The sequence below is a fragment of the Mycobacterium timonense genome (genome assembly GCF_025821985.1).
In the GTDB taxonomy this organism is placed as follows: domain Bacteria; phylum Actinomycetota; class Actinomycetes; order Mycobacteriales; family Mycobacteriaceae; genus Mycobacterium; species Mycobacterium avium.
Map to the genome: position 1 here is coordinate 40,989 of NZ_JACKSY010000114.1, position 22,251 is coordinate 63,239.

The following is a 22,251-nucleotide window of genomic DNA, read 5'->3' on the forward strand; positions in this document are numbered from 1 at the left end:
CGAGGATCCGGCCGGTCTACGAGGGCAGGTCGAGGGTGATCACATTGGGTGCCGCGATCGCGCAGCTCGCGCGCGGTCGCCAGGCCTACACCCGAGGGACCCCGTAACCAACGCGACGCTGTCCCGGATATCCATCCAATAGCGTATCGCGGGTCGTCTATCCCGTCACCGAACCTCGTTCGGTGACGGTCCTTTGGGCCCAAGCCGACAATTTTCGAGGCTTCAGCAGCCCATTCGCGCGCTTCCCGCTTTTAACGCACGCTAAATAGCCGCCATGATTTAGATCTCAGCCGGCCACCCGCGGCGCCGGCGCGCGATGGTCGCTGGCGACAGGATCGGCGATACGGTGGGCTGCGATATGCGCGCGCAGGTCGAAATCGGGGTCGCAGGCCTGTTCAGGGGTCAGACAACTATCCAGAGCAAGCAGTTTGCGCGCCGCCATGTGGTCGCCGGGGCGGTTGAGAGACTCGACGCTACGCAGCACCCCGTCGTGGAAGCAAAAAACCGAAAACCGCCCGCTGTCAACGTCACCGCGCAGTACCGCATGGCAGGATTGCACGCCCAGGCCGGCGATCTGCAGCTTGAGGTCGCCCTGATCGCTCCAGAACCACGGCACGCTGTCGTAGGGTTCGGGCCGTCCGACGAGTCGGGCGGCCAGCGCGCGGGGCTGCGCGGTGGCGTTGTGCACCGACTCCAGCCGCACCCGCGCTCCGCCGGCGAACCTGTTCGGGCACGACGTGCAGTCGCCGACCGCGGAGATCTGCGCGTCCTCGGTAGCAAGGTATTCGTCGACAATGATCCCGTTGTCGACCCGAAGGCCGGCATTCTCGGCCAGGCTGGTGTTGGGTGCCGCTCCGATGCCGACGAGCACCATGTCGGCGGGGAACTCGCGGCCGTCCACCGTCGTCACGGCACTGACCCGGCCTGCGGTGCCGGTCAAGCCGGCCACGCTCGTGCCGAGTTCAACACGCAACCCCCGGGCCCGGTGTGCGTCTAGGACGAAGCCGGCCATCTGGGCAGATAGCACCCGGCCCATTAGCTGGTCGGCGATCTCGACAACAACCGCCTCCAAGCCGAGCTTGACCGCTGTCGCGGCGACCTCCAGTCCGATGAAGCCGCCACCCACCACCACAACGTGGCGCGCACGCCCCGACAACCGATCGCGGATGTCGTCGGCGTCGGCGAGATTGCGCAGACCGACGACGCCGTCGAGTTCGGTCCCGTCCAGCGGCAAGGTTCGGTTGCGGGCACCAAGTGCGAGTACCAGATGGTCGTAGCCGAGGATCTCGCCGCCGTCCAGCTCGACCCGGCTGCTGGCACGGTCGATCTGGTTGACCCGTGTGGACAGGCGCAATTCGATGTCGTGATGGTCGTAGAACGTCGGGGCGTGCAGCCATAGGTTGTCGCGGGCAGCCGCTCCGGTGAGGTGGCCTTTGGATAGCGGCGGCCGTTGATAGGGGAGGTGGGGTTCGTCGCCGACGAGCACCACACGACCCTCGAACCCCAGCTCGCGCAGGGAGGCGGCGGTCTGGGAACCGGCCTGCCCTGCGCCGGCAATGACGATGGTGGGAGTCGACATCAGTACTGTGTCGGCGGCAATCGCACGACCAGGCCGTCCAGTTCGGGTCCGGCAATGATTTGGCAGCTGAGCCGGGAATTGGGCTGGCGCGCAGACGCGGTGTAATCGAGCATTTCCTCCTCGTCGGTGCTGGGCGCGCTAAGGCGGTCCAGGCCGTCCTGGTCGACGTAGACATGACAGGTGGCGCACGCCAGGGTGCCGCCGCATTCGGCGACGATCTCGGAAATGTCATTAGCCAGGGCCGCCTGCATGACCGACGTTCCCTCGGTTACCTCCACGATGACCTGTTCACCGTCGGGTCGCACGTAGGTTACTTTCGCCACGCTGCGCTCCTCCCGCCACTCTGCTCCATTGAGTCTAAACCATAACCGAATCTTGCGCATCAACGAAGGTCTGAGCGTCCACCTCGCGCATGCTCGTGAAGCCACTGGAGGTGGATACATCCTGGTAAAACGACCTCTAACTGTGACGTCCTTGACATTGGAGGGGTCTCAAGATAGAAACGTCGTAGTTCTAATACGACGCAGGATTTAGATCTAACACGACGCAGAATTCTGTTCGGGAACAACGGCGCCAGGCGAGTGTGTAGCGGGCGATCGGTCGAGTGCCCACGCGGATGGCCAGTGCATTGAGACAGGAGTTCAACCATGAGTGATCACGACAGCGCGGGATCGGCATCGGTGGATACGTCCCCCCGCGAAGTCGACTTCAATCCGCTCGACCCTGAGCTGGCTGACGACTTCTGGCCGCGCATCAACGGGTTGCGCGATACGTGTCCGGTTGCCCGCAGCACCGCGCACTGGAGCGCCGAGAACACGGGATTCTGGGTGCTCAACTCCTATCAGGACGTCATGGACGCGGCAGTCAACTGGAACACCTACAGCAGCGCCGACGGCGCGACGCCGGTCCAATTCGACCTCAACATCTTGCGTATGGTGCCACTGGAGACCGACCCGCCCCTGCATCGCGGCGTGCGCCGAGCGTTGAACCCGTTCTTCACTCCTGAGGCACTCACCGCGGCCGAGCCCAGCATCCGCGCCACCGTCGACGGCCTTATCGACACGTGCGTCGAACACAGCCCTGTCGACTTTGTCGGGGCCTTCACCTCGCAGCTGCCGCCGATCGTGTTCTTCGAGACCTTCCTGGACCAGAAGGCCTCCGACATCGGCTGGGTGCTCGACGTCCTCGACATTTTATTGACGCAGCCCGAGAAGGCCTTGGAAGCGGCGCCCAAGCTGTTCGGCTTCTGCGCTGAACTGCTGCAGGCACGCCGCGCCGAAGGCCGCACCGACGACCTCGCGGGGGTGATTGCGCACCTGGGTACGGGCGAGTTCGACGACGGACTCGAGCTTGACGACCGGGCCCGGATGGAGACGCTGAACATGACCATCATGGCCGGCATGGAAACCACCATGGGCGGCCTGGCGAGCATCGCCCGGATCCTGGGAACCGACAATGCGCTGCGCGAGAGCCTGCGCGACGCTGACGCCAAGACACTCGATAAACACGTGGAGGAGTTCCTTCGGTTCGAGACGCCGGTTCCAACCGCCGGTCGCACCCTGACCGCCGACACCGAGCTCCGCGGCTGCCCAATGCACAAGGGCGATCGCATCCTGCTCAACTGGGCCGCGGCCAATCACGATCCAGAAAAATTCCCGGACCCCGAAGCGCTGAACTTCGAGCGCCCCAATGCTTCGGCGCACTTGGCGTTCGGCGCCGGTATCCACCGGTGCCTGGGCAACCATCTGGCCCGCCGCGAGATCAAGGCGGCAATCCGCGCAATCAGCGAGTTGCGTGTTTTCGAACTCGAACCCGGTTACCACGTCAAATACCGGCCGTCCTTCGCCCGGGGTCCCATCGCCCTGCCGATCCGTTTGGAGCGCTGATACATGGGAAGCTTGAACGGACGCGTAGCCATCATTACCGGCGGCGGACGTGGAATCGGCGGCGCGGTGGCCAAACTGTTCGCCCGCGAGGGTGCGACCGTGGTCGTCAACGACATCGGTGCGTCGCTCAATGGGTTGCACAACGAGGGCAGTCCCGCGGCCGAACTGGTCCGTGAGATCGAGGCGGCCGGGGGAACCGCGGTGACCAATGGGGCCGACATCTCCGATCATGAGGCCGCGCGCGATCTGGTGGAGTCGACCATTGCGCGGTTCGGCCAACTCGATGTCCTGGTCAACGTGGCGGGCATTCTGCGTGACCGGATGATCTTCAACATGGACGAAGAGGACTGGGACGCCGTCATCCGGGTTCACCTCAAGGGGCACTTCAATACCATCAAGCCTGCAGCTGCGCACTGGCGCAAGATCGGTGATCCTGACGCCCACAACCGGATCATCAACTACACCTCCCGCGCTGGGCTGCACGGCGCCCCCGGGCAACCGAACTACTCTGCGGCCAAGATGGGCATCGTAGGGCTGACCTACTCGTGCGCTGTGGCACTGCGCAAGTACGGCGTGACCACCAATGCCGTATCTCCGGCTGCGGCGACCCGCATGACCGCCACGTTTAAGGACGCCGAAGCCTACACTTCGGGCGCCGAGGAACTGTCCCCCGACAGCATCGCCCCGATCGCGGCCTATTTGGCCTCAGAGCAATCCGGATGGTGCAACGGCCACGTGATTCACGCCCGTGGCTACGAAGTGAGCCTTTACAGCGACCCGCAACCCCTGGTCACCGCACGATCGGATGGCCCATGGGACCTGGGGCAGCTGGCTAAAGAGGTGGAGGCGCAGTTCCGTCCGCTCACCGATGCCGCACCGCCCAACCCGTTCGTGTGATGTCGATCAGGGGAAAGGCATTCATCGCCGGGGCGTATGAGCACCCGGGACGTAACTTGCCGGACAAGTCGATTCCGCAGATCCACGCCGAGGTGGCACTGGGCGCGTTGGCTGACGCTGGCCTTGATTTGGCCGACGTGGATGGTTATTTCTGCGGTGGGGACGCGCCGGGGCTGGGCGGGCTCGCGATGGCCGACTACCTCGGGCTGAACCTGCGCTTTATGGACAGCTCGGACATGGGCGGATCGGTCTACATGTCCCATGTCGGGCACGCCGCGGCGGCGATCGCCGCCGGCAAATGTCGGGTTGCGTTGATCACCCTGGGCGGCCGGCCCCGAACCACCTCGTTGCGCGCGCCCGGCCAACTGATGGGTGAGCCTCCCGAGAAGTCCTTCGAGCCCATCTTCGGCACGAATGTCAGCGCGCTGTACGCCCTGGCAGCCCAACGCCACATGTACCAGTACGGGACGACCAGCGAGCAGCTGGCCGAGATCAAAGTGGCCGCCTCCACGCACGCCCAGCACAATGCCCACGCGATGCTGCCCAAGGTCGTGACGGTCGAGGACGTGGTGAACTCCCCGATGGTGTCCTCGCCGCTGCATCGCCTGGATTGCTGCGTGATCACCGACGGTGGCGGGGCGCTTGTGGTCGTCGCCGAAGACGTGGCCGCCACGCTGGAGCGCGATTGCGTGAAGGTGCTGGGGCACGGAGAGGCCGTCGAACACACCCGCGGCGGCTGGCAAGACATCACCGTGACCGCCGGGGTGCGCTCGGGCGCCGATGCGTTCGCCGAGGCCGGTGTGCGGCCCGCCGACATCGATTACGTCGGTTTGTACGACTCTTTCACTATCACCGTTTTGCTGGCCCTGGAAGATCTGGGATTTTGCGCTAAAGGTGAGGGCGGCAAGTTCGTCTTGGAGGGCGCCCTGCAGGCCCCAAACGGCCGATTGCCGTTCAACACCGACGGCGGCTCGCTGTGTAACAACCACCCGGCCAACCGGGGCGGAATGACCAAGATCATCGAGGCGGTCCGCCAGCTGCGCGGTGAGGCGCATCCGGCCGTGCAGGTTCCCGACTGCACCTTGGCACTGGCTCACGGTACCGGCGGCTGGCTGTCCACCCGGATGGGCAACGCGACACTCATTCTGGGTCGGGAGGACGCGTGAGCACGGCCCAATTGCCCTCGCCGCCACCGGATGTCACGCCCGAGACCGCGACGTTTTGGGCCGCGACCCTCGATGGCAAACTGCTGCTGCAGCGCTGCTCGAATTGCGGACGGGCGGGGTACTACCCGCGTTATGTGTGCGCGCACTGTCATAGCACCGATCTGGTCGATACCGAAGCCAGCGGCCGGGGCAGCATCTACAGCTACACCGTCACAACCCGCGGGATTCTTGAGTACGCAAACGCCGGCTCCTACGTGCTGGCGATGGTCGAACTCGACGAGGGACCCAAGATGATCACCAACATCATCGACTGCGATCCCAACGCCTTGTCGATCGGGCAGCGTGTCGAGGTGGTCTTCTGCGACACCGGCGGAGATGGCGCGCTGCCCCGTTTCCGCCCTGCGGACCCTGGGCTGTGATGGGCGCCTATGCTTTCGACATCGAAGCGGGCCATGTCCTGGCATTTGCACGCGCCGTCGGTGACGAGCAACTCGCGCAAGACGTTCCTGTACCCGGGACGCCGGTGCCGGTGACGTTCCCCGCCGCGGCAGTGCAATTCGATCCGACGCACATGCGCGGACTGCGTCCGTCCGGGGCACTTGCCGCGGCCAGCTCAACGGCCGGCGGCAGCGTCCTGCACGCCGAGCAGGAGTTCGAATACTTCGCCCCCGTACGTGTCGGCGACAGCCTTACTGTCACCGAGCACGAGGGCGCGAGCTGGCGCAAACAGAGTCGCCGCGCGGGCACCCTGACCTTTCACGAGATCGTCAGGGACTACCGCGATGCAGCAGGCGCCCTGGTGCTGCGCTCACGCATGGTGTTGGTGGACACCGAGGTGGCGGTCTCTGGTGCCGGTGGTGGGTCGTGAACGCTCAAACGCGCAGTGCCGCCGAGTTCACGGTCGGCGACAGCCGCGAACACACGGTCATCCCCGAGGTGACCCGCACCCAGATCGTGCAGTTCGCCGGCGCCTCGGGCGACTATAGCCCCCTGCACACCGACGAGCCCCACGCGGTGCGCGCCGGCTACCCCAGCGTGATGGCCCACGGAATGCTCGCGATGGGTGCCACGGAACGGCTCCTGGCCGGGTGGGTGGGCCGTGAGCGTTTGGTGCGTTACCGGGTTCGTTTCGTCAGCCCGGTGTGGCCCGGCGACTCGCTACACGCGGTCGCGACCGTGCTCGACGTGCGCGAGAGCCCGCAGGGCCGCTACGTCGACCTCGATGTCCGCACCGTCAACCAGCACGGTGTCACTGTCCTGTCGGGCGGCGCGACGGCCCGCATCTGACTCATGGGGAAGGAAACGATGGCTGAGCATCCCAACGCGCTCCTGGTGCGCCGCCTGATGGCGGCGCTGTCGGAACAGAACCGGGCCGAGATCGAGGCCGTCCTCGACGAGGACTGCGTCTGGCGGGTGCCCGGCGCCAACGTGCTCTCCGGCGTCTACGAAGGCCGCCGAGCGATCTTGTCGCTGTTTGGCAAGATGAAGCGAATCTTCACCGGGCCAGCGCGATTCGACGTCATCGACATCACCACCAGCCCCGGATATGCCGCCGCCTACCAATACGGCATCGTTGAAGTTGCCGGGACGACGGTGCGGCTCCGCGAGTGTTTGGTGTATCGAATCAACGACGGACGCGTCGTCGAAGTCGACGAATTCCAGTCCGACGAACGGGCATTCGACAACGCGTTCTCCCAGTCGGCTGTCGAGGCCGCGGTCCGCCTGCGATGAGCGGCGTCACCGCCCCCACGATGGACCCAGTCGCCGCACTGACGCTGGCCGGCGACGGTGCCCACCTGGTCGCCGGGCCCGGCTGCGGCGCCCCCACCACCTTGTTGCACGCGATCAACAAGGAAGCCGCAGGCCGCGGGTGGACCCTGAGCTCGGGACTGCTGCTCGGCGACTATCCGTTCCTCGATGCCGTCCGCGCAGGGGACCTTCGCTACCGGACCTGGCATGTCATGGCACCGGTCGCCGATCTGGTGGCCGACGGGGTTGCGGCATTCCTACCGGCTCGCGCGTCGCGGATCGCAGCGCTGCTGCAGGCGCGGGGTGTGGACGTCGCGCTGGTGCGGGTGACTCCGCCGGATCGGCACGGTTACCGCTCGCTGGGTCCCTCCGCCGGCTACAGCCTCGACGCGTTGCGGTTGGCCCGGGTGCGCATCGGCGAGGTCGATCCCGACCTGCCATGGACCTTCGGCAATACCACCGTGCACGACTCGATGTTTGATGCGCTCATCGACAGCGCCGACGAGACGCCACAGTACGCCTCGGCCAAGCCCAGCGCAGTCAGCAACAGGATTGCCGAACACATCGTGGATCTGTTACCCCGAAATCCGACGCTGCAGATCGGGATCGGCTCCATCCCGGAGGCTGTGGTGAACGCGCTGAGCGACGCCGATCTCGGGGAGGTGCGGTTCACCGGCATGGCCACCGACGAGATGGTGGAGCTGTTCGAACGCGGCGTTATTCCCGCCGACGGCGCTGCCGGGGCGATCTTGTCCCCGGAATTGATGGGCACCCAGCGACTGATGCGTTTCGCCGACCGCAACCCGGCCCTGGCCGTCCATCCGTCCTCGACGGCCCACAACGCCGCTGTCTTAGGCCGCACGCCCCGGCTGGTGTCGATCAACACCGCCATCGACGTCGATGTCAGCGGCCAGGTCAACAGCGAGGTGCTGCGGGGGCGGCAGATATCAGGTGTAGGGGGCAGCCTCGACTTCGTCGACGCCGCAAGCCGATCAGCCGGAGGTTTGCGCGTGATCGCGCTGCCCTCGGCCACCCCGGACGGCTCGCGCTCCCGGATAGTGTCGTCGATTGCCACGGTCACCGTTCCCCGGTCAATGGTCGACGCCGTGGTGACCGAGTACGGTGTGGCACGCCTGGATGGTCGTAGTGTGACCGAGCGACAACAGGCACTGATCGCTATCGCCCACCCCGAGCACCGGGCCGCGCTGGCATCTGCGGCGGACGCAACGCCATGACCGTCCACCACCGACGCGGGAAAAACCTCGACGAACTCATCGTCGGCGACGTCTACGTGCACCGACCGGGCCGCACGGTGACCGAGGCCGACAACGTCCTGTTCACCACGCTCACCATGAACACCCAGAGCCTGCACTTGGACGCGGTGTTCGCCCAAACTCAAGAATTCGGCCAACGTCTTGTCAATAGCTTGTTCACTATGTCGACGGTGGTAGGCCTCAGCGTCGCCGACCTCACTGAAGGAACCACAGTCGCCAACCTGGGCTTCTCCGAAATCCGTTTTCCCGCACCGGTCTTCATTGGTGACACCTTGACGGCCGAAACCGAGGTCATCGACAAACGTTTGTCCGCCTCCCGACCCGGACAGGGCGTGGTGACGTTTGAACACCGCGGCCGAAACCAGCGCGGGGAAACCGTGTGCACCGCACGGCGGGCCGCCCTGGTGCGGTGCGCCAGCCCAGCCGCCAGCAGCGGCTAGCCCAGGCGTCCACAGCAGAGGAGTGAAAATGGCCACAGCAGAAGCCGCTCACCGGTCCGAAGACGCCGGCGTCGCCGGCCACAAGGGTGCCCTCATTGAGGTCCGCTGTCCCGCCGACGGGCGGCTCGTCGGGCACGTTCCCGACATGGGACCCACCGGAGTGGCCGCCGCTGCCGCGCGACTACGCGCCGAGCAGCCCGCGTGGGAAGAGCTCGGCCCGACTGGGCGTGCAACCCATATGCGCAATTTTCTCGATTGGATCCTGGACAACACAGACCGTCTGGTCGGCATTATGCAAGAGGAAACAGGCAAGTCGTGGGGTGACGCCGCGCTGGAAATCTCGATGGCGGTGGACCTGATCAACTACTACAGCGGACACGCCGCCGAATTCCTCGCCGACCGCAAGGTCGCCAGTTGGGGAGCCGCTGGCCTCACCAAGAGGCTGCGAGTCTTCGCCCGCCCCTATCAGCTCGTGGGGATGATCACTCCGTGGAATGGCCCGCTGGGCGGTCCGATGCTCGACGGTGTGGCAGCGTTGATGGCTGGAGCCGCAGTGCTTTTCAAGCCGTCGGAATTCACCCCGCTGACGTGGGCGGAGGCCAGCAGGGGCTGGCTCGAGGACATCGGGGCGCCCGCGGTCTTGGCCAACGTGACCGGCGGTCCCGAAACCGGTGCAGCCGTGGTCGAGGAAGTCGACATGATTATGTTCACCGGCTCGACCCGCACGGGTCGCCGAATCGCCGCGCGGGCCGGTGAGCGACTGATTCCCTGCAGCCTGGAACTGGGCGGCAAGGATCCGATGATCGTCCTGTCCGACGCCGACATCGACCGTGCCTCCAGCGCCGCAGCGTGGGGCGCCATGTGGAACTCCGGCCAGATCTGCATCTCGGTCGAACGCGCCTATGTCGAAGCTGGCGTCTACGACGAGTTCGTCGCGAAGGTGACCGACAAGGTGAAAAACCTGCGCCAGGGTATGGACCCGGACGGCAGCTTCAGCACCGACGTCGGGGCGATGTGCACACCTGCGCAACTCGACATCGTCGAAAACCATGTCAACGATGCGGTGGCCAAGGGCGCGCGGATACTCACCGGCGGTAAACGCGGCCAAGGCGGGCAGTTCTTCGAGCCCACCGTGCTCGTCGAGGTGGACCACAGCATGGCGTGCATGCGCGAGGAGACCTTCGGTCCCACACTGCCGATCATGAAGGTCGCCGACGAAGCCGAGGCCATCCGGCTGGCCAACGACTCGCGTTACGGACTGAGCGCCAGCGTGTGGACCCGCGACTCCCAACGTGCCGATCGGATCACCCGCCAGCTCGAGGCCGGCGCCGTCAACCAGAACAACGTCATGATGAGCACCTTCCAGCTCACCGTTCCGATGAGCGGCTGGAAGGAATCCGGTGTGGGCAGCCGCTCCGGCGGGGCCGCCGGCATCCTCAAGTTCTGCCGGCAGCAGTCGGTGGTGTCTGAGCGGATCCGCCTCAGTTCCGAGCCGCACTGGTACCCGTATGTGCCCAAGAAGAGCAAATTCCAGGCCCGGCTGGTGCGGCTGCTCGGCGCCCACGACTGGCGCCGCCGATTGGGACGCTCACCGCGGCGCTGAGCATAGGATCGGCCGCCGCGCCAGGGCGTCGCACCGCTCGACCTCGGCCCGACTACAGATAGATTTTCTGTATCTGATTCGCCTCAGTGAGGCGCCAGTTGTGAGAGAAACCACCAGTTCAAAACCCGTATCAGCTCACTGACAAGTTGTTGTCCATTTGTAGATCAGCCATAATATCTAATATAGTTTAGAGAGCCTCCTGAGGCCGTCGATCTGGCCCAGGCATTTAGAGGAGAAGGCGTGCCATGTCGATGACGAAGCCGGATCGCCCAATCGACGAAGCACGCCTGAAGCAGGCTCTGCGGGTCGCCAATATGCCCACCTTGACGATGGTGCTGTTTCAGCTGACCGGGGATCAGCGTTGGCTCAACGATCCCTATCGCCCGCAACGCGCCTCGGGTCTGGGTCCCAATGACTCGGGCGGCTTCCCCGCGGAGGTGGCTGAGGACATCCGTCGGTGCGCCGCATCGGCGATCATGGCTTGGTCGCACGGCCGACCCGCGGCGGTACCGATACCGGATCCTGAGCTGCTGCGCCGCATGCTGAGCATCTGCATGGCCGAAGAGATCCCCGCCGAATATGAACGGGTGATGCGCGAGGAGATGGGGCTGGTCCCGCCAGAGCCGCCCGAGCCGTTGCACACCAACGACTTCCGCGTGGCGATCATCGGTGCGGGAATATCGGGGATCATCGCCGCGGTGCGGCTGCGCGAACTGGGCGTGCCGTTTGTCATCCTCGAACGCAATCATGAGGTCGGCGGCGTCTGGCTCACCAACACCTACCCCGGCGCCGGCGTGGACACCCCCAGCTACCTCTACTCTTTCTCGTTCTTCCCGCGACACTGGTCGACACACTTCGGCAAGCGTGACGAGATGGTGACCTACCTGGCAGAAGCTGTCGATCACTTTGATCTGCGCCGCCACATCATTTTCGGCACCGAAGTCGACAACGCGGTGTACGACGAAGCCACACAGACGTGGACGGTCTCATCCCGCGACAGCGACGGGTCACCCCGCGCGGTGACAGCCAACGTCGTCATCAGTGCTGTCGGACTGTTCAATAAGCCGAAGATCCCCGACATCGCCGGAATGGACCGCTTCACTGGCCCGATGTTTCACACGGCGCAGTGGCCCGAGGACCTCGACGTCACCGGGAAGCGCGTGGCCGTGATCGGAACCGGGGCCAGCGCGATGCAGGTGGTTCCGGCGATCGCGGGGAAAGTCGGGCAGGTGACCGTCTTCCAGCGCTCCCCCCAATGGATTGGGCCGTGCGCTGAGTATTTCGCACCGGTACCCGAGGATGTGCACTTTCTGATGGATCATGTGCCCTACTACCAGGCCTGGTACCGATTCCGACTGGCCTGGGTTTTCAACGATCGGGTTCATCCGTCGTTGCAGATCGATCCGCAATGGGGCGATCCGGCCCGCTCGCTTAACGCCGTCAACGACGGTCATCGCCGCTACTTCACCCGCTACCTCGTCAGCCAGCTTGAGGGCAGGCCCGACCTGATCGAGAAGTGCCTTCCGGATTACCCGCCGTTCGGCAAGCGGATGCTGCTCGACAACGGTTGGTTCGCCGCGCTCAAGCGCGACAACGTCCGGCTGGTCACCGAGGGGGTCGACAGCATCACCGAGCGCGGTGTGTGCAGCAGCGGCGGCGACGAAGTCGAGGCCGACGTGGTGGTGTTCTCCACCGGCTTCGAGACGACGCGCTACCTGCAGCCCATCGAGTTCGTCGGACGAGGTGGCAAGCGGTTACGCGACATCTGGGGTGACGATGACGCCACCGCCTATCTCGGCATCACCGTGCCGGGGTTTCCGAACCTGTTTTTGATGTATGGGCCCAACACGAATTCCGGTGCCGGCGGATCGTACTTTTTCATCGGTGAGTCGCAGTGCCGCTACATCGTCGATGTGATCACCAAGATGGTCCGCGGCGGCATCGGTGCGGTGGAATGTCGCACCGAGGCGCATGACGCCTGGGTGGCGCAGGTCGACGCGGCGCATTCGACGATGGTGTGGAGCCACCCAGGGATGACGACCTTCTACCGCAATAAGCGGGGGCGGGTAGTTAACAATTCGCCCTACCGCGTCGTCGACTACTGGTTGATGACCCACAACGCGGACTTGGCGGACTTCATCACCGAGTCGGCGTTGCGCCCCCAAACGGAGGCAAGAGGCTGACCCGATGAGCGCCACCCACATCGGCCAAGCCGAGATCGCCAATGTGGTAGTCGAGCTCGAAGTCGGGTGTTTTCCTGCCAATATCGGTGATGCCGTTTCAGTGGGATGTCGATGAATCGATAGTGACTGGGTTCAAGGCAAGGGCAGGCGAGTGTGAAAGGCGCGGCGGAACAAGTCATCGTCGAATTCGCCGCCCGCCACGACGACTCAGCGAATACGGCTGCCTTCAGCGTGTGCATATCGATATGAGGTATTGGGCTGGACAGCATTCCAACCGCCCAGCGGTTTCAGTTCTCACCGCCGTGCTCCGCTCAATTCCTCTTAGTCGTTAAAGACGAGCGCGGTGCCGGTTAGTGCACGGACCTGCGCCACGGTTACGCCCGGCGCCAGTTCGCGAACGACCAGGCCCTCCTGGGGGTCGACATCAAAGACCCCGAGATTGGTGATGATGCGGTTCACGACTGCCTTGCCGGTCAACGGAAGGGTGCATCGCTCCACAATTTTAGCGGCGCCGTCTCGGTCGGTGTGTTCCATCACCACGATGACGCGCCGGGCGCCGTGGACCAGATCCATCGCGCCGCCCATACCCTTGACCATTTTTCCCGGCACCATCCAGTTCGCCAGATCGCCGGCACGTGAAACCTGCATGCCGCCTAAGATGGCGGTGTCGATGTGGGAGCCGCGGATCATGCCGAACGACAGCGATGAATCGAAATACGCGGCACCGGGATTGACCGTAACCGTCTCTTTGCCGGCGTTGATGAGATCGGGGTCGACGTCTTCGTCGCTGGGGTAGGGGCCGGTGCCCAGGATGCCGTTCTCCGAGTGCAGCACCACCTCGACGCCACGGGGCAAATAATCCGGAATCAACGTTGGCAGCCCGATCCCCAGGTTGACATATTCACCGTCACGCAGCTCGGCTGCCGCTCGTGCGGCCATTTGGCGCCGACTCCAACCCGCCGGTGCTGAAGGCTCCGCGGCGGGGATGCTGGCGCTGCGCACGGTGCGCTTCTCGATACGTTTGTCCGCAGTGGGGATGTGCACGACGCGTTGGATGAACACCCCGGGCAGGTGGACATGGGCCGGATTGAGCTCGCCGGGCTGGACAAGCCGTTCGACTTCGGCGATGGTGACGCGTCCGGCCATGGCGGCCAGCGGGTTGAAGTTCATCGCGGACTTGCCGAAGAAGAGATTGCCTTGGGTATCACCGATTTCGGCGTGCACCAGTGCATAATCTGCAACGATCGCACGCTCCAGTACGTAGCGTCGGCCGTCGATGACGCGGGTTTCTTTTGGGGGAGATGCCAGCGCTACCGAGCCATCGGGATGATGGCGCCATGGCACCCCGCCCTCGCAGACAAGGGTCTCGACGCCAGCGCGGGTGAAGAACGCCGGGATCCCGACCCCGCCGGCGCGCAGCCGTTCGGCCAGCGTGCCCTGCGGGATCAGTTCGACTTCCAGTTCTCCCGATAAGTACTGCCGCGCGAACTCCTTGTTCTCACCCACATAGGACGCGGTAATGCGACGAATCTGTTTGGATGCCAGCAGAATTCCCAATCCCCAGTCGTCGACTCCGCAATTGTTGGAGAAGACTTCCAGGTCGCGCACGCCTCGATTGGCCAGGCTGTTGATCAGCTCTGACGGAATACCGCACAGGCCGAACCCGCCTACCGCCAGTGAGGCGCCGTTTTCGATGTCGGCGACCGCCTCGGCGGCCGAAGAGAAGACCTTGCTGGTGATGTTGGCCTCCGGTTTTCGTGGGGACATGTGAGTAGATTGCGTTTGCCGCCGGTTTGGCGAAACGCGCTCAGGTTATGCGGTGCGCCGGAGACCCAAAGGGCGGCAACGCTGTTGGCGCGTTGGCGCTGTCGATCGGTCCTGTTTCGGCTCGACGGTCGCGCACTTGTGCACCGATGGCGTGCAGCGTGACCACGGCGGTGACGACGATCCAGGCGAAAAAGGCTACTAGCGACAGCCACCACGAGAACAGACCGTTCCAGGCGAGCGGCCCGTCCTTGAAGAACACGTCCAGACTTGCCGGGCAGTACAGCAGTGCCGTCCAAAGACAAAAGTAGCCGTACCACCGCGGGTACACGGGCTCGCTCCGCTGATCAGAGAACACAGCGACAGCGATGACGAGGTTTTGAACGAAGATGGCGTAGATGATTCCGGTGAAAGGAAGCCAGCCCATGTCGTTAAGCATCTGGATCGCCTCTTGGGCTCTATCGGGCCGGTATGCCGCCACTTGGAAGTAGTAGAGCGCCGGAAAGAACGCGACAGGAAGCGTGCAGCCGATGCCGAGTTGGGCGTAGGTGAGTGGCGTGTGCTCGCCTTCGATCCGCTTGAGCTGCACCGAGATTGCGCCAGTAAAGGGAACAAAGAACACCAGCGCGTACATGCTGAGGATCATTCCGGTGCGTATGGCGTTGGCGTTGTCGCGGTAGAACGACGCGACGTCGGCTGCTGGTCGTGTCGCGGCGGGGGGTGGTATGTAACGGGCGATTATCCCGAAGCCGAGGAAGAACAAAACGGCGAAGAGAACACCGCTCCACACGCATAGACGCTGCGACCAGGTATTACGCACGCAAACCTTCCGTCTTCCAACCCATGTGGCAGACATATTCTAGTTAGAATTTGAACTCAGTCGCAAGGGTCTCGGAGCTGCCGGGCTTGGTCGGCAGGCCCTAGAGGCCAGCGCGACAAGGGGCGCGCGGCGCTAGCGAAACCACGATCCTGATCCTATTCCAGCATCTTGCCTCTAATCTGTATTAGGTTATGATTTAATCTGACCTGCCATCGTGCCGAGGGGGTTGTAAGCGCAGATGATCAACCTTGCGCGGTGGGCGGCCTGGAGTCCCGGGGCACCGGACCGAGCTACCGCAACTCCTTGCGGGGCCATTGTGTGCGAGTGTTCGTGTCCGAGAAGCGATGACCGGCGGGGATGGCACCGCAGCGAAGGAGCACCGCTGATGGTGGCGCGCAAATGGGAGGCAAGTGTTTTCGGCACGGCGCTGGCCGTTGGGGTATTGGCGTTAACTAGCATGGTAACGGCTGCCCCGTCGCGAGCTGACACCGATTCTTATCTGAACAAACTGCACAACGCCGGTGTCAACCTCCCCCGCGGGGACAACGAAATGAAGGAGTGGGGCTGGGAGATCTGCGCACTGCTTGCAAGTGGCGTCAAGCCAGACAAGGTGAGGGACCAGGCGGTGTACAACTCGGGCTCCCGCCCACAGTATGGGATGACCGTTGAGCAGGCCAATGACTTCGTGGAGTTCGCCGCGACGGATCTGTGCCCATTCCCTGACGGCAGATACACCAGCGGTGGGCGGGAGCTGCCCTGACTTCCATCGTTTTTTCCGGCAGCGTTCGAATTACTCGACTTTCGCAGTTGCGCGGCGCTGCGGGCGCCGGCCAATTCGTAGTCAGGATTCGGTAGGGGTCGGCTCGGCCTGGGTGATAGTTCCGGACGGGTCGCGATACTGGTCGTCGCCAGCTCAATCTCGTGCGTCAGCTCGGACACCCCGCCGGTGTTGAAGCTTCCTGAAAACTGACCCTCTGCGGTTCATCAAAATAGCTTGGGTTCTTGGGGTGGTTGCAACGCCTCGATGAAGAAGAGGTCTTGGCGTTGTCTGACGAATCAATGAATAGGCCGAGTGTGCCACGGTATTCGGCTGGTCAGCGAGAGGTGTTTTTTCGGTTGCTGGATCGTGGGGGCACGATTCGGGCGGCTGCGGCGGGTGCGGGCGTCAGCGCGGATACCGGGTACCGCTGGCGGCGCCGGGCTGGGGTGGCCTCTCGACGCCCCAGGCCCCGGACCTACACCGCTGAGGAGAAGGCCGAGTTTTTCCGGATGCTCAGTATTCGGGGCAACGTCTCGGCGGTGGCTCGTGAGCTGGGCTATGTGCGGGTGACGTGCTACAAGTGGGCACATCAGGCCGGGATCTTCACCGGCAAGGACGTCAGCGATCAGCGCGAGGAGTTCTTGGGGTTGCGCAGCGCGGGTGTGAGCAGACGCGACGCTGCCGAGCAGGTCGGTGTCGACAAACGTACCGCCCAGGATTGGGACAAAGGAATCCGCCAATTTTATGGTGGGCGTGTTTACCCCGATGGACGGGTCGTGAAGTACCGGTCCGCGCAGATACTTACGAATGTGAAAAATCCACGAAACACGTATGGTCGCAACGACAATCAGATCGAACTGGAGCGGCTGGAACGCTGCATCAGTCCGCGATTTCTGAGTTTGACTGAGCGCGAACAGATCCACGACCTCAAGGCCGCCGGGCAGTCGACCCGTCAGATCGGTCGCCGGCTAAGCCGGGCACCCTCAACGATCAGCCGGGAGCTGCGCCGCAACGCCACCGCTTCGTTAGGGTATCTGCCGTACTCGGCGCACCGGCTCGCCGCGTCCCGGCGCCCCAGACCCAAACAACGCAAACTGCAACGCCCGGGCCGGCTGCGTCACTATGTGACTCGCGGGTTGGGCCGGCGGTGGTCCCCCGAGCAGATCAGCCGACGGCTGGTCCGCGACTTCCCCGACGACCTGGAGATGCGGGTGGGCACCGAGGCGATCTATCAGACGATCTACCTGCACGGCCGAGGTGCGTTGAAACGCGAAATCGTCAGCGCCATCAGATCTGGACGCGTGACCCGCAAACCCCGTCGTGACCCCGCGCACCGGACTCCTCGGTTTCGGGAGGCAATGATTTCCATCGCCGACCGCCCTGCTGAAGCCGCCGACCGCGCCATACCGGGCCATTGGGAATCTCAATGATGTTGTCAAGCAGCAAGCGCGGGGTTGGCGGTGTTGGGTTCGCGGTAGTGGGTGTGGTCACGGAGCATGGCCCAGATGACGTTGATGCGGCGTCGCGCCAGGGCGATGAGTGCTTGTTTGTGTGACTTGCCTTCAGCGCGTTTGCGGTCGTAGAACGCTCGTGAGGCGGGACTGTTCTTGAGGCTGGACAGCGCAGCTAGGTAGCAGGTTCGCAGCAGTCGGCGGTTGAAGCGCCGCGGCCGGTGCAGGTTGCCGCTGATGCGTCCGGAGTCGCGTGGGACTGGGGCTAGCCCGGCGACGCAGGCGAGCCGGTCGACGGTGTCGAAGCCATCGAGGTTGCCGCCGATCTGCCCGAGGAACGTAGCAGCTAGTACTGGCCCAAATCCGGGCATGCTGGCGAGGATCTCGGCACTGGGATGGTGTTCATAACGGGCGGCGATGTCGTTGTCGATCTGCTTGAGTTCCTCGTCGATTGCGGTGATCTCGGTGGCGAGCCTGGCCACCAGCTTCGCTCCGATCCTCTGGGTGGGTAGGGTGCTCCGTTGGGCCTGGGCGGCGTCGACGGCCAGCTGGGCGACGGTGGCGCTGTTGCGGGCGCCGCGCGCTTTGAGCCATGCCGCCAGCCTGGCGGCTCCGATGCGTCGCAGGGCATCCGGTGTCTGGTATCGCGATAGAAGGGTAAGTGCTGCTTTGCTTTTGGAGTAGTCGAAGGCTCGCTCCAGTGCCGGGAAGTACTCCAGCATCGTCGATCGGAGACGGTTGATCGCCCGCACTCGATCACAGACCACGTCGGTGCGTCGTGCGGTGAGTAACCGCAGATCGGTGGCGATCGGATCAGAGTGGCGGACCGGCTGTAGATCGGTGCGCATCCGAGCTTGATCGGCGATGATCCGCGCGTCCTTGGCATCGGTCTTGCCATCCCCGCGATAGGTCGCCGCGGCGTGGTGCACGATGCGTCCGGGGAGGTAGAGCAGGTGCTGATCACGGGCGGCGAGCAACGCGATCAGCAGGGCGTGTCTCATTGACTGTGTAAGTGGTTGGGCCTGAATGGTGGTCAGGCATGCTGGCCACCGGACAGGAGTGAATCGCTTTGTCTCGATCGGATTCATCGCGTGATGAGGCTGCCAAGCAGTTAGCGCAGGTGCTGCCCCCGGCGGCACTTGATGCCTTGCTTGCCGACGCCGAGGCCTCCGGCACCCCTATCGACGGCCCTGATGGACTGCTGGCCCAGATCACCAAGAGCGTGCTCGAACGTGCCCTCGATGTCGAGATCGCCGATCACCTTGGCTATGAGCACGGCGATCCGGCCGGCAATGGCTCGGGCAATTCGCGCAACGGCCACGGACGCAAGACCGTGCTGACCACCGCCGGCCCGGTTGATCTTGAGGTGCCTCGCGACCGCAATGGCACCTTCGATCCGGTCATCGTGCCCAAGCGCAAACGCCGACTCGGCCAGGTCGAGGACATGATCTTGTCGCTCTACGCCCGCGGCATGAGCACCCGTGACATCACCGAGCACCTGGCCGAGGTCTATGGCGCCAGCGTGTCGGCGGCCACGGTCTCGCGGGTCACCGAGGTGGTGGCCGACGAGATCGCCGCCTGGCAGTCCCGCCCGGTCGACCCGGTCTATCCGATCCTCTACATCGACGCGATCCGGCTCAAGATCCGCGACGGCGGCGTGGTCTCCAATAAGGCCGCCCACGTGGTCATCGGGGTCGATGTCGAGGGGATCAAGCAGGTCCTGGGGGTATGGATTCAGCAGACCGAAGGGGCGAAGTTCTGGCATGGCGTGCTCACCGAGCTGCGCAACCGGGGGTGCCGGGATGCGTTGTTCGTTTGCTGTGACGGCCTGGCTGGGCTGCCGGAATCGATCGCCGCCGTTTGGCCCCAGGCGGTCATCCAAACCTGTGTCGTGCACTTGTTGCGGGCCAGCATGCGCTACGCCTCCTACACCGACCGCAAAAAGATGGCCGCCGCGTTGCGCCCGATCTACACCGCAGCCACCGAACAGGCCGCTGCGGTCGCCCTTGAGCAGTTTCGGACCGAGTGGAAGGCCAAATCGCCTGGGGCGGTCGCGGTCTGGGACCGATCCTGGGCTGAGTTCGTGCCGTTTTTGGCCTTCCCCGTCGAGATCCGCAAGATCATTTACACCACCAACGCCATCGAATCGCTGAACTACCAGCTGCGCAAGGTCACCAAGGCCCGCGGCTCGTTCCCGTCGGACGCCGCGGCGATGAAACTGCTGTATCTGGCCATCCGCAACATCAACCAGAAACGAGGATCAGCCCAAGGACAAGGAACCTACCGCTGGACCGAAGCACTCAATGCCTTCGCGATCCAATTCCCCGACCGCCTCCCACTATGACAACCCACTAAACACCAACGGCCACAACTACTTACACAGTTATCTTGACAAGCCCGATCAGCATTGCCGCACCACCAGCGTTCAAGTCCGTCGCCCACAACGTTTGACCGCCGGCAGCGATGCCGGCGACGGCTCCGATCAGCTCCAGGAGGGCCGTTTCGTCGTTGTCCACTTTCTTTGACAGCAGCACGTCGCCGTGCTCGTCGAGCACCACGCAGTGGTGTGATCGTTTCCCGGCGTCGATACCGGCCCAAATCCTTAGCATGTCGTGTCCTCCTCATCGTCGTTGCGCCCAACTGCCCTGACGATGACCGTGCCGACATGTCCTTAACCAGCGATCGATGTCGCAATTCTCAATCAGCGGTCGAGCCATCGGCGGGCAGCGGGCGGCCATTCCCAGTGAGCCGTCTCAGCGGCAGGGAGACCTGAGCCATACCCGCCACCCGAGGGTGATCAGGACCTTACGACGGTCCGAATTGCCCCATCAACAACTTAAGGAAGGCGACCTCATCCTGGGCGCGGCCGGGCGCTCAGCCATCGGCACCGTGGTCGAACGCGCCAGCCGCTACCTGATGCTGGTGCACCTGCCGTCCGATCGCACCGCCGAAGCCGTGCGCGACGGGCTCATCGCCTCGCTGGGCGAACTCCCCGAATCACTACGACGCTCACTGACCTGGGACCAAGGCGCCGAAATGTCTGAACACCACACCTTTCGGATGGCCACCGACGAGCAATGATCAGAACCTGTGGATGAGCCTCGGGGTGGGGGCGTGAAAGTGGGCGCACCTTCCCGAGGATGATCTGAATGTCAGTAGGTCCGATCATGAGCCGGCGTTGGCGCGCTGGTTCGGAGCAATGATCAGAACCTGTGGATGAGCCTCGGGGTGGGGGCGTGAAAGTGGGCGCACCTTCCCGAGGATGATCTGAATGTCAGTAGGTCCGATCATGAGCCGGCGTTGGCGCGCTGGTTCGGGAAGGTACGCCCATGCTCACCGTAGTTCACGACGCCGAGGACGCCAACGACAGCGACACTCCCGGTCGCTCGTTGTTGGATGAGATCGTCCGCGACGGGGCGCGACAGATGCTGGCCGCCGCGTTGCAGGCCGAGGTCGCCGCCTACGTGGCCCAGTACGCCGACCAGCTCGATGAGAACGGCCACCGCCTGGTGGTGCGCAACGGCTACCACCAGCCCCGCGAGGTGCTGACCGCAGCCGGTGCGGTGCAGGTCAAAGCGCCGCGAGTCAACGACAAACGTGTCGACCCCGACACCGGCGAACGCAAACGGTTCTCCTCGGCGATCCTGCCGGCCTGGGCGCGCAAGTCTCCGCAGATGAGCGAAGTGCTGCCGCTGCTGTACCTGCACGGGCTGTCCACCAGCGACTTCACCCCGGCATTGGAGCAGTTCCTGGGTTCGGGTGCGGGGTTGTCGGCCACCACGATCACCCGGCTCACGGCGCAGTGGCAGGACGAGGCCCGCGCGTTTGCGGCCCGGGACCTGTCGGGCACCGATTACGTCTACCTGTGGGTCGACGGTATCCACCTCAAGGTCCGCCTGGACCAGGAAAAACTCTGTTTGCTGGTGATGCTGGGTGTGCGCGCTGACGGCCGCAAAGAGCTGGTGGCGATCACCGACGGCTACCGGGAATCGACCGAGTCGTGGGCTGATCTGCTGCGCGACTGTAAACGACGCGGCATGACCGCCCCAGTGCTCGCGGTCGGCGATGGCGCCTTGGGGTTTTGGAACGCGGTGCGCGAAGTGTTCCCGGCCACCCGTGAGCAGCGGTGCTGGTTTCACAAGCAAGCCAATGTCCTTGCCGCGCTGCCGAAATCAGCACACCCGTCGGCGTTGGCAGCGCTCAAAGAGATCTACAACGCCGAGGATATCGACAAAGCCCAGGTCGCGGTCAAAGCCTTCGAGGTCGACTTCGGCGCCAAATATCCCAAGGCGGTCGCCAAGATCACCGACGATCTGGACACCCTGCTGGAATTCTACCGCTATCCCGCCGAGCACTGGATCCACCTACGCACCACGAATCCGATCGAAAGCACCTTCGCCACAGTGCGTTTGCGCACCAAAGTCACCAAAGGTCCGGGGTCACGAGCAGCTGGTCTGGCCATGGCCTACAAGCTCATCGACGCCGCCGCGGCCCGCTGGCGCGCCGTCAACGCACCACACCTGGTCGCCCTGGTGCGCGCCGGCGCGGTCTTCCACAAGGGCAAACTGCTTGAACGCCCCACCGAGATCACCCCACCAACCCCGCCCTCAGACGGCGATCAGCAAGCCGGAACGGAGGTCGCCTGAAACACCCCGATCCACAGGTCTTGACAATTCCTC

20 protein-coding genes and 2 pseudogenes are annotated in these 22,251 nt (G+C 64.2%); 16 read left to right on the forward strand and 6 right to left on the reverse strand.

The genetic code is table 11. The annotated features are described in order from the left end of the window. Window positions 1-286: 286 nt before the first annotated feature. Window positions 287-1,579, reverse strand: a complete 1,293-nt coding sequence (locus H7I87_RS27500) for an NAD(P)/FAD-dependent oxidoreductase (RefSeq protein WP_083071382.1) — start codon at window positions 1,577-1,579, stop codon at window positions 287-289. Further along, the gene (locus H7I87_RS27505; RefSeq protein ID WP_083071381.1) at window positions 1,579-1,902 is read right to left on the reverse strand and encodes a 2Fe-2S iron-sulfur cluster-binding protein; all 324 of its coding nucleotides are present in this window, start codon (window positions 1,900-1,902) and stop codon (window positions 1,579-1,581) included. The genes H7I87_RS27500 and H7I87_RS27505 overlap by 1 nt, the downstream gene beginning before the upstream one ends. Before the next feature lie 324 nt (window positions 1,903-2,226). Here H7I87_RS27505 and H7I87_RS27510 point away from each other — a divergent pair, with 324 nt between their 5' ends. The 11 genes from H7I87_RS27510 to H7I87_RS27560 all read left to right on the forward strand — a co-directional run bounded on the left by H7I87_RS27510 (window position 2,227) and on the right by H7I87_RS27560 (window position 12,777). Beyond that, window positions 2,227-3,465: a cytochrome P450 gene (locus tag H7I87_RS27510; RefSeq protein ID WP_083071380.1), complete on the forward strand. Its 1,239-nt coding sequence runs from the start codon at window positions 2,227-2,229 to the stop codon at window positions 3,463-3,465. 3 nt (window positions 3,466-3,468) lie between these two features. Beyond that, on the forward strand, window positions 3,469-4,362 hold the full coding sequence (locus H7I87_RS27515) for an SDR family NAD(P)-dependent oxidoreductase (RefSeq protein WP_083071379.1): 894 nt from the start codon (window positions 3,469-3,471) through the stop codon (window positions 4,360-4,362). Then, complete coding sequence (locus H7I87_RS27520) at window positions 4,362-5,528, forward strand: thiolase family protein (RefSeq protein ID WP_083071378.1); 1,167 nt, start codon at window positions 4,362-4,364, stop codon at window positions 5,526-5,528. Before H7I87_RS27515 ends, H7I87_RS27520 begins: the two co-directional genes overlap by 1 nt. Beyond that, window positions 5,525-5,947 carry a Zn-ribbon domain-containing OB-fold protein gene (locus H7I87_RS27525; protein ID WP_083071377.1) on the forward strand — a complete coding sequence of 141 codons (423 nt, stop codon included), beginning with the start codon at window positions 5,525-5,527 and terminating at the stop codon, window positions 5,945-5,947. The genes H7I87_RS27520 and H7I87_RS27525 overlap by 4 nt, the downstream gene beginning before the upstream one ends. Beyond that, a complete protein-coding gene (locus H7I87_RS27530) occupies window positions 5,947-6,396 on the forward strand; it encodes an FAS1-like dehydratase domain-containing protein (protein ID WP_083071376.1) in 450 nt (149 codons plus the stop codon). The genes H7I87_RS27525 and H7I87_RS27530 overlap by 1 nt, the downstream gene beginning before the upstream one ends. Beyond that, entirely contained in the window at window positions 6,393-6,815 is a 423-nt protein-coding gene (locus tag H7I87_RS27535) for a MaoC family dehydratase (protein WP_083071375.1), read from the forward strand. Before H7I87_RS27530 ends, H7I87_RS27535 begins: the two co-directional genes overlap by 4 nt. An 18-nt stretch (window positions 6,816-6,833) precedes the next feature. Next, on the forward strand, window positions 6,834-7,259 hold the full coding sequence (locus H7I87_RS27540; protein WP_158084985.1) for a nuclear transport factor 2 family protein: 426 nt from the start codon (window positions 6,834-6,836) through the stop codon (window positions 7,257-7,259). Next, window positions 7,256-8,512, forward strand: coding sequence for an acetyl-CoA hydrolase/transferase family protein (locus H7I87_RS27545; protein WP_083071373.1), 1,257 nt, complete (start codon window positions 7,256-7,258; stop codon window positions 8,510-8,512). Before H7I87_RS27540 ends, H7I87_RS27545 begins: the two co-directional genes overlap by 4 nt. Beyond that, complete coding sequence (locus H7I87_RS27550) at window positions 8,509-8,991, forward strand: MaoC family dehydratase (protein ID WP_083071372.1); 483 nt, start codon at window positions 8,509-8,511, stop codon at window positions 8,989-8,991. Before H7I87_RS27545 ends, H7I87_RS27550 begins: the two co-directional genes overlap by 4 nt. A 28-nt stretch (window positions 8,992-9,019) precedes the next feature. Continuing rightward, window positions 9,020-10,594: an aldehyde dehydrogenase family protein gene (locus H7I87_RS27555; protein WP_083071371.1), complete on the forward strand. Its 1,575-nt coding sequence runs from the start codon at window positions 9,020-9,022 to the stop codon at window positions 10,592-10,594. Between the two features lie 251 nt (window positions 10,595-10,845). Next, entirely contained in the window at window positions 10,846-12,777 is a 1,932-nt protein-coding gene (locus H7I87_RS27560) for a flavin-containing monooxygenase (RefSeq protein ID WP_372512358.1), read from the forward strand. A 321-nt stretch (window positions 12,778-13,098) separates the two neighbouring features. Here H7I87_RS27560 and H7I87_RS27565 read toward each other — a convergent pair whose 3' ends face one another. Together H7I87_RS27565 and H7I87_RS27570 are read right to left on the reverse strand one after the other, a co-directional pair. Next, window positions 13,099-14,544: a 3-oxoacid CoA-transferase gene (locus H7I87_RS27565; RefSeq protein WP_167380284.1), complete on the reverse strand. Its 1,446-nt coding sequence runs from the start codon at window positions 14,542-14,544 to the stop codon at window positions 13,099-13,101. Between the two features lie 40 nt (window positions 14,545-14,584). Then, complete coding sequence (locus H7I87_RS27570; RefSeq protein WP_139800089.1) at window positions 14,585-15,361, reverse strand: hypothetical protein; 777 nt, start codon at window positions 15,359-15,361, stop codon at window positions 14,585-14,587. Between the two features lie 385 nt (window positions 15,362-15,746). Between H7I87_RS27570 and H7I87_RS27575 the strand changes: the two genes are divergently transcribed. Next, complete coding sequence (locus H7I87_RS27575) at window positions 15,747-16,121, forward strand: DUF732 domain-containing protein (RefSeq protein ID WP_158085011.1); 375 nt, start codon at window positions 15,747-15,749, stop codon at window positions 16,119-16,121. 251 nt (window positions 16,122-16,372) lie between these two features. Then, complete coding sequence (locus H7I87_RS27580) at window positions 16,373-17,551, forward strand: IS30 family transposase (RefSeq protein ID WP_139800088.1); 1,179 nt, start codon at window positions 16,373-16,375, stop codon at window positions 17,549-17,551. A 5-nt stretch (window positions 17,552-17,556) separates the two neighbouring features. Here H7I87_RS27580 and H7I87_RS27585 read toward each other — a convergent pair. Further along, window positions 17,557-18,564: pseudogene (locus H7I87_RS27585) on the reverse strand (IS110 family RNA-guided transposase); the annotation flags it as partial. Window positions 18,565-18,635: 71 nt separating this feature from the next. On the opposite strand from H7I87_RS27585, the gene H7I87_RS27590 reads away from it, so the two are divergent. Then, a complete protein-coding gene (locus tag H7I87_RS27590) occupies window positions 18,636-19,916 on the forward strand; it encodes an IS256 family transposase (RefSeq protein ID WP_369798118.1) in 1,281 nt (426 codons plus the stop codon). Between the two features lie 31 nt (window positions 19,917-19,947). Here the strand turns inward: H7I87_RS27590 and H7I87_RS27595 are convergent, their stop codons facing one another. Beyond that, window positions 19,948-20,181 (reverse strand): IS110 family transposase, encoded by a 234-nt coding sequence (locus H7I87_RS27595; protein ID WP_083071366.1) that lies wholly within the window; start codon window positions 20,179-20,181, stop codon window positions 19,948-19,950. Window positions 20,182-20,413: 232 nt separating this feature from the next. Here H7I87_RS27595 and H7I87_RS27600 point away from each other — a divergent pair. Next, a pseudogene (locus H7I87_RS27600) lies at window positions 20,414-20,644 on the forward strand (transposase); the annotation flags it as partial. A 257-nt stretch (window positions 20,645-20,901) separates the two neighbouring features. Continuing rightward, the gene (locus H7I87_RS27605; protein WP_083071855.1) at window positions 20,902-22,218 is read left to right on the forward strand and encodes an IS256 family transposase; all 1,317 of its coding nucleotides are present in this window, start codon (window positions 20,902-20,904) and stop codon (window positions 22,216-22,218) included. Window positions 22,219-22,251 lie beyond the last annotated feature (33 nt).

Bases quoted from the DNA above. Each gene is read 5' to 3' on its own strand.
- H7I87_RS27500 (WP_083071382.1), bottom strand. From the start codon at position 1,579: ATGTCGACTCCCACCATCGTCATTGCCGGCGCAGGGCAGGCCGGTTCC.
- H7I87_RS27510 (WP_083071380.1), top strand. From the start codon at position 2,227: ATGAGTGATCACGACAGCGCGGGATCGGCATCGGTGGATACGTCCCCC.
- H7I87_RS27515 (WP_083071379.1), top strand. From the start codon at position 3,469: ATGGGAAGCTTGAACGGACGCGTAGCCATCATTACCGGCGGCGGACGT.
- H7I87_RS27520 (WP_083071378.1), top strand. From the start codon at position 4,362: ATGTCGATCAGGGGAAAGGCATTCATCGCCGGGGCGTATGAGCACCCG.
- H7I87_RS27530 (WP_083071376.1), top strand. From the start codon at position 5,947: ATGGGCGCCTATGCTTTCGACATCGAAGCGGGCCATGTCCTGGCATTT.
- H7I87_RS27540 (WP_158084985.1), top strand. From the start codon at position 6,834: ATGGCTGAGCATCCCAACGCGCTCCTGGTGCGCCGCCTGATGGCGGCG.
- H7I87_RS27545 (WP_083071373.1), top strand. From the start codon at position 7,256: ATGAGCGGCGTCACCGCCCCCACGATGGACCCAGTCGCCGCACTGACG.
- H7I87_RS27550 (WP_083071372.1), top strand. From the start codon at position 8,509: ATGACCGTCCACCACCGACGCGGGAAAAACCTCGACGAACTCATCGTC.
- H7I87_RS27555 (WP_083071371.1), top strand. From the start codon at position 9,020: ATGGCCACAGCAGAAGCCGCTCACCGGTCCGAAGACGCCGGCGTCGCC.
- H7I87_RS27560 (WP_372512358.1), top strand. From the start codon at position 10,846: ATGACGAAGCCGGATCGCCCAATCGACGAAGCACGCCTGAAGCAGGCT.
- H7I87_RS27565 (WP_167380284.1), bottom strand. From the start codon at position 14,544: ATGTCCCCACGAAAACCGGAGGCCAACATCACCAGCAAGGTCTTCTCT.
- H7I87_RS27575 (WP_158085011.1), top strand. From the start codon at position 15,747: ATGGTGGCGCGCAAATGGGAGGCAAGTGTTTTCGGCACGGCGCTGGCC.
- H7I87_RS27595 (WP_083071366.1), bottom strand. From the start codon at position 20,181: ATGCTAAGGATTTGGGCCGGTATCGACGCCGGGAAACGATCACACCAC.
- H7I87_RS27605 (WP_083071855.1), top strand. From the start codon at position 20,902: ATGCTCACCGTAGTTCACGACGCCGAGGACGCCAACGACAGCGACACT.